Origin of the sequence: Ensifer sp. ENS08, from assembly GCF_014852195.1 — a bacterium.
Lineage (GTDB): Bacteria > Pseudomonadota > Alphaproteobacteria > Rhizobiales > Rhizobiaceae > Ensifer > Ensifer adhaerens.
The window spans coordinates 1,055,442-1,068,260 of sequence record NZ_JACVBF010000001.1 but is presented as its reverse complement, the minus strand read 5'-3'; the positions used below and the strand labels follow the sequence as shown (position 1 = coordinate 1,068,260).

The 12,819-nt window shown below is 63.0% G+C and carries 10 protein-coding genes; 1 reads left to right on the top strand and 9 read right to left on the bottom strand.

The window, feature by feature from the left end; all coding sequences use genetic code 11:
• Nucleotides 1-111 precede the first annotated feature (111 nt).
• The gene (gene purU / locus IB272_RS05145) at nt 112-966 is read left to right on the top strand and encodes a formyltetrahydrofolate deformylase (RefSeq protein ID WP_051659688.1); all 855 of its coding nucleotides are present in this window, start codon (nt 112-114) and stop codon (nt 964-966) included.
• A gap of 57 nt (nt 967-1,023) precedes the next feature.
• On the opposite strand, the gene IB272_RS05140 is transcribed toward purU, so the two are convergent.
• The 9 genes from IB272_RS05140 to IB272_RS05100 all read right to left on the bottom strand — a co-directional run bounded on the left by IB272_RS05140 (nt 1,024) and on the right by IB272_RS05100 (nt 12,782).
• A complete protein-coding gene (locus IB272_RS05140) occupies nt 1,024-1,668 on the bottom strand; it encodes a TetR family transcriptional regulator (RefSeq protein WP_192444225.1) in 645 nt (214 codons plus the stop codon).
• A 51-nt stretch (nt 1,669-1,719) separates the two neighbouring features.
• Nucleotides 1,720-4,860: an efflux RND transporter permease subunit gene (locus tag IB272_RS05135; protein WP_034804897.1), complete on the bottom strand. Its 3,141-nt coding sequence runs from the start codon at nt 4,858-4,860 to the stop codon at nt 1,720-1,722.
• Between the two features lie 9 nt (nt 4,861-4,869).
• Nucleotides 4,870-6,093 carry an efflux RND transporter periplasmic adaptor subunit gene (locus IB272_RS05130; protein WP_034804880.1) on the bottom strand — a complete coding sequence of 408 codons (1,224 nt, stop codon included), beginning with the start codon at nt 6,091-6,093 and terminating at the stop codon, nt 4,870-4,872.
• A gap of 256 nt (nt 6,094-6,349) precedes the next feature.
• Nucleotides 6,350-7,351, bottom strand: a complete 1,002-nt coding sequence (locus IB272_RS05125) for an ATP-binding cassette domain-containing protein (protein WP_034804877.1) — start codon at nt 7,349-7,351, stop codon at nt 6,350-6,352.
• A gap of 13 nt (nt 7,352-7,364) precedes the next feature.
• Complete coding sequence (locus IB272_RS05120; protein WP_060519458.1) at nt 7,365-8,429, bottom strand: Gfo/Idh/MocA family oxidoreductase; 1,065 nt, start codon at nt 8,427-8,429, stop codon at nt 7,365-7,367.
• The gene (locus IB272_RS05115; RefSeq protein ID WP_060580543.1) at nt 8,426-9,265 is read right to left on the bottom strand and encodes a carbohydrate ABC transporter permease; all 840 of its coding nucleotides are present in this window, start codon (nt 9,263-9,265) and stop codon (nt 8,426-8,428) included. The genes IB272_RS05120 and IB272_RS05115 overlap by 4 nt, the downstream gene beginning before the upstream one ends.
• Nucleotides 9,266-9,276: 11 nt before the next feature.
• Entirely contained in the window at nt 9,277-10,227 is a 951-nt protein-coding gene (locus IB272_RS05110) for a sugar ABC transporter permease (RefSeq protein WP_034804869.1), read from the bottom strand.
• Between the two features lie 341 nt (nt 10,228-10,568).
• Nucleotides 10,569-11,828, bottom strand: a complete 1,260-nt coding sequence (locus IB272_RS05105) for an ABC transporter substrate-binding protein (RefSeq protein WP_060580544.1) — start codon at nt 11,826-11,828, stop codon at nt 10,569-10,571.
• Nucleotides 11,829-11,885: 57 nt separating this feature from the next.
• Nucleotides 11,886-12,782: an N-acetylmuramic acid 6-phosphate etherase gene (locus IB272_RS05100; protein WP_060580545.1), complete on the bottom strand. Its 897-nt coding sequence runs from the start codon at nt 12,780-12,782 to the stop codon at nt 11,886-11,888.
• Between the last annotated feature and the right edge of the window lie 37 nt (nt 12,783-12,819).

Below are 12,819 nucleotides of genomic sequence, written 5' to 3'. Positions count from 1 at the left end.
AAAGCGCCAGCCGTCGCAGCCGGAACGATTGCCGGCGCGTTCAACTCCTCATAGGCAGCCTTTGGGAAGGGGCTCGAGCCTCATCCGAAACGGCTGCAATCGGAGAAGATCATGGCGCCGAAGACCTTCATTCTTGTCCTGTCCTGCGACGACAAACCCGGCATTGTCGCCGCCGTCACCACGGAGCTTGCCGCCCTTGGCGCAAACATCGCCGAGAGCAACCAGTTCTGGGATACCAAGACCAACAGCTTCTTCATGCGCATCGCCTTCCAGGTTGCAGCGAGCGTCCAGGCTGGTGATGTCGAGCGGGCGCTTCGCCCGGCCGTCGAGCGTTTCCAGATGCGGACCACGCTCACGGATGCTGCGGTCAAGCCGAAGATCCTGGTCCTCGTCTCCAAGTTCGACCATGCGCTCCTGCACCTGCTTTACCAGATCCGTGTCGGCTGGTTGAACGCGGAGGTCGTCGCCATCGTCTCCAACCACGAAGACAGCCGGCGTACGGCTGAAGCCGAAGGGCTCGCCTATCACTGTTGGTCGGTATCGAAGGACAACAAGGCCGAGCAGGAGGAAAGGCTTCTGCGACTGGTCCAGGAGACCGGCGCGGATCTCGTCATCCTTGCCCGCTACATGCAGGTGTTTTCCGACAATCTGTCGAAGCGCCTCTACGGCAAGGCGATCAACATCCACCATTCGTTCCTGCCGAGCTTCAAGGGCGCCAAGCCCTATCATCAGGCGCATGAGCGTGGCGTGAAGCTGATCGGGGCGACGGCGCACTACGTCACGCCGGACCTCGACGAAGGCCCGATCATCGAACAGGAAACCGAACGCGTCAGCCATGCCTTGACGGCGGAAGATTTCGTCGCCACCGGCCGCGATATCGAAAGCCGGGTGCTGGCGCGCGCCGTCAAGCTGCACCTGGAGCGGCGCGTCATGCTCAACGGTCACAAGACGGTCGTGTTCAGCTAGAGGGTTCCGGAAGGCGCTTCATGTAGCCGGTACTCACAGGGGTGCCGGCTACAGCTGTTACAGGCGGGATACGACGGCGGTCGCGGTAACGGCCGGCGCGCGGAAGCTGGCAAAGAGCCGGCTCAGACCCTCGCGTCCCTCGGCCGTCAGATCGAAGGTGCGGCCGAACAGCAGCCATTCCGTACAGAGCCCGAGCATCATCCAATGCAGGGTCCGTGTCGCGGAGGCGGGGGTCCAGGTCTCGTGCATCTGCCCCTTGGCAAGCGCGCGGGAAAAAGCGAGTTCGAGCACGACATTGTGGTGCTCGTCGAGTTCCTTCTGGCGGGCGAGGACCTCGCCCAGGTCGCCGTCGTAATTGGTGCGCAGCATGATCGTCAGAATGCGCTGGCGCTGCTCGTCGGCGGCGAGAACATCCAGCCAGTCGCCCATGGCACCTTCGAGGATGGAGAGTGTATCGGCAGCTTCCGCTTCGATCTCGCGGGCGACCATGTCTTCCTGCGGCAAGGGCACAGCGTCGTGCAGCGCGAGGAACAGGTCGGTCTTGTTGGCAAAGTGCCAGTAGATGGCGCCACGGGTCACGCCGGCGGCCTTGGCTATTTCTTCGAGCGTCGTGTTCGAGACGCCCTTTTCGTAGAAGACGCGCTCGGCGGCGCTCAGGATCTTCTGTCTTGTTGCTTCTGCATCGGCCTTTGTTCGGCGCATTCATTCCTCCTCATGCGACGGCCCGCCAGAGGCGGGCCGTCCAGTCTTGTTTTATTCGGCGGGTGTCGGGTTTTCTGCGGCTGTCGGTGTGTTCTCCACCTTCTTTCGGCTGAAGAGCTTCGTGACGAACACGAAGAAGACAGGAACGAAGAAGATGGCGAGCACCGTTGCCGAGATCATCCCGCCCATGACGCCCGTGCCGATGGCGCGCTGGCTGCCGGAGCTGGCACCCGTGGCGATTGCCAGCGGCAGAACGCCGAGCGTGAAGGCCAGCGACGTCATCAGGATCGGCCGGAAGCGAAGATGCGCCGCCTCCAGCGTCGCGTCGATCAGCGACTTGCCCTGCTCACGCAGTTCCTTGGCGAACTCGATGATCAGGATCGCGTTTTTCGCCGAGAGACCGATGATCGCGATCAGGCCAACCTTGAAGTAGACGTCGTTCGGCATGTCGCGCATCATCACGGCGAGCACCGAACCGATGACGCCGAGCGGAACGACCATGATCACCGCCACCGGGATCGACCAGCTCTCATAGAGGGCTGCAAGGCACAGGAACACCAGAAGGCACGACAGCGCGATCAGGAGAGGCGCCTGGGTGCCGGACTGGATTTCCTGCAGCGACTGGCCGGTCCATTCGTAACCGAAGCCTGCAGGCAACTGGCCCGCCAGCCGTTGCATCTCGGCGATCGCGTCACCCGAGGAGTAGCCGTGGGCGGCTTCGCCGCTGATACGGACCGACGGGTAGCCGTTGTAGCCGATCGTCTGGGTCGACGCCTTGACCCACTCCACCGTCGCGAAGGCCGACAGGGGCACCATGCCGCCATTGGCGTTGCGGACGTTGAGGTTCAGGAGGTCGGCGGTCTGCATGCGCTGACCTTCGTCCGCCTGCACCGTCACGCGCTGCATGCGTCCGGCATTGGGGAAGTCGTTGACGTAGGACGAGCCGAGGTTGGTCGAAATCGTCGAGTTGATATCGGCGAAGGTCACACCGAAGGTGTTGGCCTTCTCGCGATCGATCGTGACGCTGACCTGAGCCGCATCGGGCATGCCCTCGAAGCGGACGCCGGACAGCACCTTGCTCTCGGCGGCCATGCCGAGCAGCTGGTCGCGGGCCTGCGACAGCGCCGCCTGGCCGAGACCGCCACGGTCCTGCAGGCGGAACGAGAAGCCACCGGTGGTGCCGAGGCCCTGGATCGCCGGCGGCGACAGCGCGAAGCTGATCGCATCCTTGATCTGGCTCATCGCCATCGTCGCCCGCATGGCGATCGACTGTGCGGCGTTGTCGGCGTCACGTTCCTTCCAGTCCTTCAGCGTCACGAAGGCGAGCGCTGCGTTCTGGCCGGTACCGAAGAAGGAGAAGCCGTTGATCGCGATGATGCGTTCGACTGCCGTTTCCTGGCCGAAGATCTTCTCGGCCTGCTCCACCACCTCGGTCGTGCGGTTGCCCGTTGCTTCCGACGGCAACTGCATCATGACGATCACGAAGCCCTGGTCTTCGTCCGGAAGGAACGACGACGGCAGCTTCATGAACAGCCAGCCGAGACCGGCGAGCACCGCGACATAGACGATCATGTAGCGGCCGGTCCGGTGGACCAGGCGCTTCACGATGCCGCTATAGCCGTGCGACGTCTTGTCGAACGAGCGGTTGAACCAACCGAAGAAGCCACGCTTGGCGTGATGATGACCCTTCGGAACCTGCTTCAGGAAGCTCGCGCAGAGCGCCGGTGTCAGCGACAAAGCGAGAAGTGCGGAGAACAGGATCGAGACGACCATCGTCAGCGAGAACTGGCGATAGATCACACCGACCGCGCCCGGGAAGAAGGCCATCGGAATGAACACCGAGGCGAGAACCAGCGTGATGCCGATGACGGCGCCGGTGATCTGCTTCATCGCCTTGCGGGTGGCTTCTTTCGGCGTTGCCCCTTCCTCGGACATGATGCGTTCGACGTTTTCGACGACGATGATCGCATCGTCGACGAGAATGCCGATCGCCAGCACCATGCCGAACATGGTCAGAACGTTGATCGAGAAGCCCATCGCCAGCATGACCGCGCAGGTGCCGAGGAGCGCCACCGGCACGACGAGCGTCGGGATGATGGTGTAGCGGATGTTCTGCAGGAACAGGAACATCACGATGAACACGAGCGCGACCGCTTCGACCAGCGTCGAAAGCACCTTCTCGATGGAAACGGCGACGAAGGGCGAGGTGTCGTAGGGAACCGAATATTCGAGGCCCTGCGGGAAGAACTTCGCCAGTTCGTCCATGCGTTCCTTGATCGCGGCCGAGGTCGACATGGCGTTGCCGCTCGGCGAAAGCTGGACGGCGATAGCCGCCGACGGCTTGCCGTTCAGGCGCGTCGAGAAGGCGTAGCTTTCGCCGCCGATCTCGATGCGGGCAACGTCGCGCAGGCGGACGGAGGAGCCGTCCGGATTGGCGCGAAGCACGATCGCACCGAACTCTTCGGCGCTTTCGAGCTGGCCCTTGACGACGACGGGCGCGCTGATCTGCTGGGTGATCGGGTTCGGCTGTGCGCCGATCGAGCCCGAAGCGATCTGGGCGTTCTGCGCCGTGATCGCATTGGTCACGTCCGCAGCCGTCAGGTTCAGACCCAGCATCTTGTCCGGATCGAGCCAGACGCGCATCGAGCGTTCCGTGGCAAACAGCTGCGCACGGCCGACGCCGGGCACGCGCTGGATTTCGCTAAGCACGTTGCGGCTTAGATAGTCGCCGAGACCGATGGCGTCCATCGAGCCGTCGGTCGAGGTGAGGGCCACGATCATCAGGAAGCCGGAGCCGGCTTCATCGACCTGGACGCCCTGGCGCTTGACCGAATCGGGCAGGCGCGGTTCGACGCGGCGAACGCGGTTCTGGATGTCGACGGCCGCCTGTCCTGGATCGGTGCCCGGTGCAAAGGTGGCGCTGATTTCGACCGAGCCGGAGGCGCTGGAGGTCGACTCGAAATAGAGCAGGCCTTCGACGCCGTTCAGTTCGTCTTCGATCAGTCGCGTGACGCTCTGATAGGTGTCTTGCGACGAGGCGCCGGGGTAGCTCGTGTTGATGGAGATCTGCGGCGGCGCGACGTCAGGATACTGTGATACCGGCAGAAGCGGAATCGCAATGACGCCGGCGACCATGATGAAGATCGCCACCACCCAGGCAAAAATAGGCCTGTCGATGAAAAAACTAGGCATCAATCAAACTCACTTTGTAGCTTCGGCAGGCTTTTCGTCGGCAGCCGCCGTCGTCTGCGCTGCTTCGGCAGTCGGCTTGGCGTCCGGGTTCCAGTCCGTCGGCTCGACGGGGGCACCGGGGCCGATCTTCTGGAAGCCTTCGACGATGACCTTTTCGCCGGCCTTGATGCCGGAGGTCACTTGCCAGCGGGTGCCGATCGTGCGGCCGAGGGTCACGTTGCGGAACTCGACCTTGTTGTCGGCGCCGACGACATAAACCTGCGACTGGCCGGCGTTGTTGCGCTGGACGGCCTGCTGCGGAACGGTGATCGCGTCCTTCTCGACGCCCTGCTGCACAAGCACGCGAACATACATGCCGGGAAGCAGGTCGTTGTCGGGGTTCGGGAATTCGCCGCGCAGGGTCACCTGGCCGGTCGTCGCGTCGACGGCGGCTTCCGAGAACAGGAGCTTGCCCTTGTGCTCATAGGTGGTGCCGTCGTCGAGCACGAGCTGGACTTCGGCTTCCTCGCCGTCGCCGTTCATCATCTGGCCGTCCTCGAGCGCCTTGCGCAGGCGGATGAGGTCGGTCGCCGACTGGGTGAAGTCGGCGTAGAGCGGGTCGAGCTGCTGGATCGTCGCGAGATTTTCCGAGCTGTTGGTGCTGACGAGCGCGCCTTCGGTGATCAGCGCACGGCCGATGCGGCCGCTGATCGGTGCCGTCACGTCGGCATATTGCAGGTCGAGCTTGGCCGCAGCGAGGCCGGCTTCGGCGATCGCGACATCGGCGTCGGCGGTCGCAAGCAGCGCAGCCGCATCTTCCAGCTGCTGCGCGGCGACGACGTTCGCCTTCTTCAGCTGCTCCTGGCGATCGGCCTTCTGCTGGGCCTGCTGGCGAATGGATTGGGCGCGCCGAAGCGTTGCCTCTGCCTTTTCGACCTGGACGCGGAAGGGCGCGGGATCGATGCGGTAGAGCACGTCACCGGCATTGACCTTGGAGCCCTGCTGGAAGACGCGTTCGACGACAATGCCGGAAACGCGCGGACGGACCTCGGCGACACGGGTCGCGGCGATGCGGCCCGGAAGCTCGTTGGTGATCGGCAGGGTTTCGGTCTTGGTCGTGAAGACCGCGACGGCGGACGGTGGGAATGCGGCGGCGCCCTGTTGTGCTTCCTCTTTCTGGCAGCCGGAAAGAAGAATCACAGTTGCCAAGGCGGCGGCCAGTGTCGGTCGGTTCATGCGCATAGCGATGTCCATATTCGGTGACCGCAGGCGACAGGTGCATCTCGCAAGGTGCCCGTGCGGTCCGGAAGTGAAGGGGAGCGGAACCGGTATTGCTTGGGGAAAATACCGGAAAGCTAATATACAAACACAAATGTATGTTAAATCGCTTTGCAGCGCAACAGAGTCATTCAGCACGGCTATTCAAAAAATAAATAAGCCGCCACAAGGGGTTAGTCCCGTGGCGGCTGGTTTTCACGCAGCTGTGATGAGGCCTTAGCCTCAAAACGCATCAGGCGAGGACGCGGTCGTCGTCGCCGAAACGGTGCATGGCACCGACCGTCGGCGTCGCATAGACGATGTCGTCAGGCGCGTAGCGATGTTCGCCGAAGAGGCGGACGGTGATGGTGCCGACCTGCTCGGAATCGATATAGACGATCGTGTCGGCGCCGAGGTGCTCGACATGCACCACCTTGCCCTTCCAGTCGCCGCTCTCGCGTGAAAGCGCCATGTGCTCCGGGCGGATGCCGATCGTCTTGGCTTTGACATCGCCGAGCCGGGCGCCCTCGATGAAGTTCATCTGTGGCGAGCCGATGAAGCCAGCGACGAAGACGTTGGCCGGGCGGTTGTAGAGATCCATCGGCGAGCCGATCTGCTCGATCTGGCCGGCGTTGAGGACGACGATCTTGTCGGCGAGCGTCATCGCCTCCACCTGGTCGTGGGTCACGTAGATCATCGTTGCCTTCAGGCTTCGATGCAGCCGGGCAATCTCAAGCCGGGTGTTGACGCGCAGCGCCGCGTCGAGGTTCGAAAGCGGCTCGTCGAACAGGAAGAGCTTCGGTTCGCGCACGATCGCGCGGCCGATCGCCACGCGCTGACGCTGGCCGCCCGAAAGCTCGGCCGGGCGACGGGCCAGGTAGGGATCGAGCGACAGCATGTTCGCAGCCTTGCCGACCTTGTCCTCGATCTCCGCCTTCGGAGCGCCGGCCTGTTTCAGGCCAAGGCCCATATTGTCCTTCACCGACAGGTGCGGATAGAGCGCGTAGGACTGGAACACCATGGCGATGCCGCGCTTGGCGGGCGCCACGTGGCCGACTTCCGTGCCGTCGATCTGCACGCTGCCGGAGGTCGCGTCCTCGAGACCGGCGATGGTGCGCAGCAAGGTCGACTTGCCGCAGCCCGACGGGCCGACGAAGATGACGAACTCGCCGTCCTTCACCTCGAGGTCGATGCCCTTCAGCACCTCATGGCTACCGTAGGCCTTGCGGATGGATTTGAGTTGAAGCGATCCCACCTGGTTGCCCCCTTTAAAGTTTGACTGGTCTGCCGGTGCGCACGCTTTCGTCTGCGGCGAGGCAGATGCGTAGCGACTGCACGGCGTCGTTCATGTGACGGTCGAGGTCGATGTTTTCGCGAATGGCCTTCAGCACATAGGCCTGCTCGCGGTCGCAGAGTTCCTGGTGGCCGGGCTCGCCGTCCATCTTCAGGTCCTCGTCGGCTTTCAGGAAACGGCCATCGGGACCGGTTTCGGCATTGTGCAGCCGGATCACCGCGGTTTTGGTGTGCATGTCGATGTCGTCGGACTTGGCATTCTGGTCCATGACGATCGACACCGATCCCTTCGGCGACATCACGTCCTTCACGAAGAAGGCGGTTTCCGAGATCATCGGCCCCCAGCCGGCTTCGTACCAGCCGGCCGAACCATCCTCGAAGATCACCTGCAGGTGGCCGTAATTGTACATGTCGGGCGCGATCTCGTCGGAGAGACGGAGCCCCATGCCGCGCACTTCCACCGGCTTGGCGTCGGTGATCTGGCACATGACGTCGACATAGTGCACGCCGCAATCGACGATCGGCGACGTCGTCTTCATCAGCGACTTGTGCGTCTCCCAGGTCGGGCCGCTGGACTGCTGGTTCAGGTTCATGCGGAAGACATAGGGACCGCCGAGCTTGCGCGCTTCGGCGATCAGCCGGATCCACGAGGGGTGATGGCGCAGGATGTAGCCGATCACCAGCTTGCGGCCGTGCTTCTTCGCAGCCGCGACGACGCGCTCGGCGTCGGCGACGGTGGTTGCGAGCGGCTTTTCGACGAAGACGTCGGCGCCGGCCTCGAACGCCATGACCGCAAAGTCCGCATGGCTGTCCGAATAGGTGCAGATCGAGCAGAGCTCGGGCTTCAATTCGGCCAGGGCCGTCTTGAAGTCCGGATGGATCGTGTAGCCGCTCAGTTCCTCCGGCAGCGGCACCTTCGAGCGGTTGACGAGGCCGACGATCTCGAAGCCGGGATTGTTGTGATAGGCGAGCGCATGGCTGCGCCCCATGTTGCCGAGCCCCGCGACGAGGACCCGGACCGGTTTGCTGCTTGCACTCACTTGACTGCTCCTGCCGTGATGCCGCGGATCAGTTGCCGCGAGAAGATGACGTAGAGGACGAGAACCGGAAGGATGGCGAGCGACAGTGCCGCCAGAACCGCGTTCCAGTTGGTGACGAACTGGCCGATGAAGATCTGCGAGCCGAGCGTCACGGTCTTGGTGGCTTCGGCCGGCGCGAGGATCAGCGGGAACCAGAGATCGTTCCAGATCGGGATCATCGTGAAGACCGCGACGGTTGCCATGGCTGGACGGACGAGCGGCAGAACCAGGCGGAAGAAGATTGAATACTCCGACAGCCCGTCGATGCGCCCGGCGTTCTTCAAGTCATCGGAGACCGTGCGCATGAACTCCGAGAGAATGAAGATCGCGAGCGGCAGGCCTTGGGCCGTATAGACGAGGATCAGTGCCGTCAGCGTGTTGACGAGGTTGGCAGCGACCATGCCCTGCAGAATAGCGACGGTGCCGAGACGGATCGGGATCATGATGCCGATCGCGAGATAAAGGCCCATCAGCGTGTTGCCACGGAAGCGGTATTCTGACAGCGCGAAGGCGGCCATCGCCCCGAAGAGCAGAACCAGCGCGATCGAGACGATTGTGACGATGAAGCTGTTCTGGAAATAGGTGGCGAAGTCGCCCTGGCCGAGGACGGTCTGATAGCCGATCAGGCTGAAGGTCTGCGGCGTCGGGATCGTCAGCGGCGCCCGAAAGATCGCGTTGCGATCCTTGAATGAGTTGATGATCGTCAGGAACACCGGAAATAGCGAGATGAGCGCGTAGGCGATGAGCGCTGCATGCACGAAGCCGGTGCGGAGAAATGAATCGCGTGCTTTCGACATCTCCGGTCTCCTCAGAACTGGTAGCGGCGCATGCGGCGCTGAATGACGAAGAGGTAGAGCGAGACGCCGGCGAGGATGATGAGGAACATCACCGTGGCGATCGTCGCGCCCATCGAGCGGTCGCCGAGCTGCAGCTGGAAACCGAAGAAGGTGCGGTAGAGCAGCGTACCGAGAATGTCGGTCGAGCCGTCGGGACCGGCAAGCGCGCCCTGCACCGTGTAGACCAGGTCGAAGGCGTTGAAGTTGCCGACGAAGGTCAGGATCGAGATGATGCCGATGGCCGGCAGGATCAGCGGCAGCTTGATCTTCCAGAACTGGCTCCAGCCGGTGACGCCGTCGCATTCGGCAGCCTCGATCACCTCATCCGGAATGTTGAGCAGGGCGGCATAGATCAGCATCATCGGGATGCCGACATATTGCCAGACCGAGATCAGCGACACGGTGATGAGCGCCGAGCCCGGCTTGCCGAGCCAGGGGGCAAACAGCGACTTCAGGCCGACGAGGTCGAGCATGCCGGGTGCCACGCCCCAGATCGGCGACAGGATCAGCTTCCAGATGAAGCCGACGATCACGAAGGAGAGCAGCGTCGGCAGGAAGATCGCCGTGCGGTAAAAGGTGACGAAGCGCAGCTTCGGGATCGACAACATGGCGGCGAGCGCAACGCCGATCGGGTTCTGCACGCACATGTGGATGATGAAGAAGATGACGTTGTTCTTCAGCGCATTCCAGAAGTCGTGCGCCCAGCGCTCTTCGCCAAACAGCGTCTGGAAATTCGCAAGGCCGACAAAGGTCGACTGGCCGTCGACCGTGTTGAACAGCGAAAGCCTGAGCGTCTCGATCAACGGCAGGATCATCACCGCCGAATAGACCAGGAAGGCCGGCAGCAGGAAGACGAGGATGTGCCAGCGTTTCGGCCGCCTTGCGGTCGGCTGTCCCTCTTGCACTGAAAGAGCGTCACTCATGGATCCATCCGTTTCTAGAAGACCGGTCCCCAGACAATCATGATGCGCACCCGCGCCACGCGGCCGGTCGCGCCGCATGCCGTCTGCCCCTTTATCGAGGGCTCATGACGAAGGTTAAGTCTATCGCGTTCTTTTGCAAACGACTGCGTCGGTGGCCTCCCACTGTGGGAGGCCGGTGACGCTTCGGCTGGGGGAGTGCCGTCATTCGGCATGTCGCCCCGCCCGGTCCCTACGGCATCCTTAAATCCATCCGGCTAAAGGTGCCTATGCACGTCCAGAACGTGCGGCGCTGTAGGGCCGACCCTCCCCAAAAAGGGGAGGGAACCTGTTGCGCTTACGTCTTACTTCGCCGGCTTGTACCAGGCGTCGAGGCCCTTCTGCAGCTTCTCGGCGGCAACCTCAGGCGTATCCGTGCCGTTGATCACGTTGGCCGATTCGACCCAGGTCTCATTTTCCAGGCTCGGGGTGCCGCGTGCCAGGATCTGGTAGGTCGAGCGGATCGTCGGCTTGCACTTTTCGCGCCAGGAGACGAATTCCTGGGCGAGCGGATCGGTCATCTTCACCGGGGTCGAGTTGAGGCTGAAGAAGCCCGGCAGTGCGTTGGCGTAGATGTCGGCGAACTCAGGCGAAGCAACCCAGGTCAGGAAGGTCTTGGCCTGCTCGGCATGTGCGCTCTTGGCATTGAGGCCGATACCGATGTCGTTGTGGTCCGAAATGTAGCAGGTGTCGCCAGCGTTTTTGACCGGCGGCGGGAAGGCGCCCATCTTGAACTGAGCCTGGGTGTTGAACAGGCCGATCTCCCACGAGCCGGCCGGATAGATCGCGGCGCGGCCGAGCGTGAAGAGGTTCTGGCTGTCCGGGTAGGTCTGGGCTTCGAAGCCGTCGCCGAGATAATCCTTCCACTTGGCAAGAACGCGGTAGGGCTCGACCCACGGCTCATCGGTCAGCTTCTGCTCGCCCTTGATCAGCGCGGCGCGGCCTTCCTCACCCTTCCAGTAGTTCGGGCCGATGTTCTGGTAACCCATGGTTGCGGCTTCCCAGAGATCCTTGGTGCCCATCGCCATCGGGATGTAGTTGCCGTCGGCCTTGATCTTGTCGAGGGCAGCGAAGAATTCCGCTTCCGTCGTCGGGATCTGGATGCCGAGCTGGTCGAAGGCGTCCTTGTTGTAGATGAAGCCGTGGATGACCGATGCCATAGGCACGCAGAAGGTGGCCTTGCCGTCGTCGGTGGTCCAGGCGGACTTGGCGACCGGCGAGAAGTTTTCCATGCCCGGCAGGCTCGTCAGGTCGGCGAGGTGCTTCTTGTTGTAAAGTTCGAGCGAGACGTCGAACGGACGGCAGGTGACGAGGTCGCCTGCGGAGCCGGCGTCGAGCTTGGCGTTGAGCGCGGCATTGTATTCGGTCGGCGCCATCGGGGCGAACTTGACCTTGATGCCCGGGTTCTTGGCTTCGAAGGCCGGGATCAGCTTTTCCTGCCAGATCGCCAGGTCGTCGTTGCGCCAGCTTTCGATGGTCAGCGTCACGTCCTCGGCGTGCACCAGCCCGGCCGTGCCGAGAATGCTCGACGCAAGCAGCAGGCCCTTGATAGTCGTACGGGTCATTCAGCTTCTCCCTCTTATGTTGCGCCGTTTTGGCGCGGTTTGAATTCCAGGCTTATGTCAGGCCGTGACGATATCGATCGCCCGGCGCAGGTTCTGTCTGGCCTCTTTCAGTGCCGCCTCCGCGACCGCAACGTCCTTCGCGCCAGAGGCGAGAAGGATTGCGACCTTGACCGAGCCGGAGGCCATGTTGATCAGCCGGCCGGCCTCGCCAGCGCCGATGCCGGTAATGTCGGTAACGATGCGGATTGCGCGGCCGTGCAGCTTGATATTGTCGGCGCGCAGGTTGACCATGTGGCCGTCGAGGACGTGCCCGAGTTGAATGCCGACCAGCGTCGAGAACATGTTGAAGGCGATCTTCTGCGCGGTACCGGCGCCCATGCGCGTCGAACCGGAAACCACTTCCGGCGGCGTCTGCAGAACGATCGAAACGTCGGCGTCCTTGAACAGCGCCGCACCAGGATTGTTGGCGACAGCGATCACCTTGGCGCCGAGCTTGCGGGCCTCGTCGGCCGCGGCGAGCGCGTAAGGGGTGGAGCCGCTGGCGGAAACGGAAACAAGGCAGTCGCCCGCGCCGATACCGGCTTTGCGGACGTCATTGCGGGCAAGGTCCATGTCGTCTTCATAGCCGCCCGCAAGGTCGCTCAGGCTGGCGGTACCGCCGGCAAGCAGAACGACGATCTGGTCCTGGGGAATGCCGTAGGTGCCGGGCAGTTCGAGCGCATCGGCCATGGCCATCAGGCCGGAACTGCCAGCGCCCGCATAGGCGAGACGCCGGCCGGATGCGAGGGATTCGGCCGCGAGCGATGCGGCAGCCGCAATCGACTCGATCGCCGCGTCGACGGCCTTGGCGGCCGCCTGCTGGCCGGACGCGAGCAGCCGGAGCGCCAGCGCCGGATGCATAAGATCCAGGCCCTTGGCGTTGTCGTGGCGCTCTTCGGTCTTGGCTGACGGCATGGGTTGTATCTCCTCTTGGTCAAATTAATGCCAAAAA

Coding starts and splice junctions, on each gene's coding strand:
- IB272_RS05105 (WP_060580544.1), bottom strand. CDS start 11,828: ATGACCCGTACGACTATCAAGGGCCTGCTGCTTGCGTCGAGCATTCTC.
- IB272_RS05100 (WP_060580545.1), bottom strand. CDS start 12,782: ATGCCGTCAGCCAAGACCGAAGAGCGCCACGACAACGCCAAGGGCCTG.
- IB272_RS05130 (WP_034804880.1), bottom strand. CDS start 6,093: ATGGACATCGCTATGCGCATGAACCGACCGACACTGGCCGCCGCCTTG.
- IB272_RS05115 (WP_060580543.1), bottom strand. CDS start 9,265: ATGTCGAAAGCACGCGATTCATTTCTCCGCACCGGCTTCGTGCATGCA.
- IB272_RS05110 (WP_034804869.1), bottom strand. CDS start 10,227: ATGAGTGACGCTCTTTCAGTGCAAGAGGGACAGCCGACCGCAAGGCGG.
- purU (WP_051659688.1), top strand. CDS start 112: ATGGCGCCGAAGACCTTCATTCTTGTCCTGTCCTGCGACGACAAACCC.
- IB272_RS05135 (WP_034804897.1), bottom strand. CDS start 4,860: ATGCCTAGTTTTTTCATCGACAGGCCTATTTTTGCCTGGGTGGTGGCG.
- IB272_RS05140 (WP_192444225.1), bottom strand. CDS start 1,668: ATGCGCCGAACAAAGGCCGATGCAGAAGCAACAAGACAGAAGATCCTG.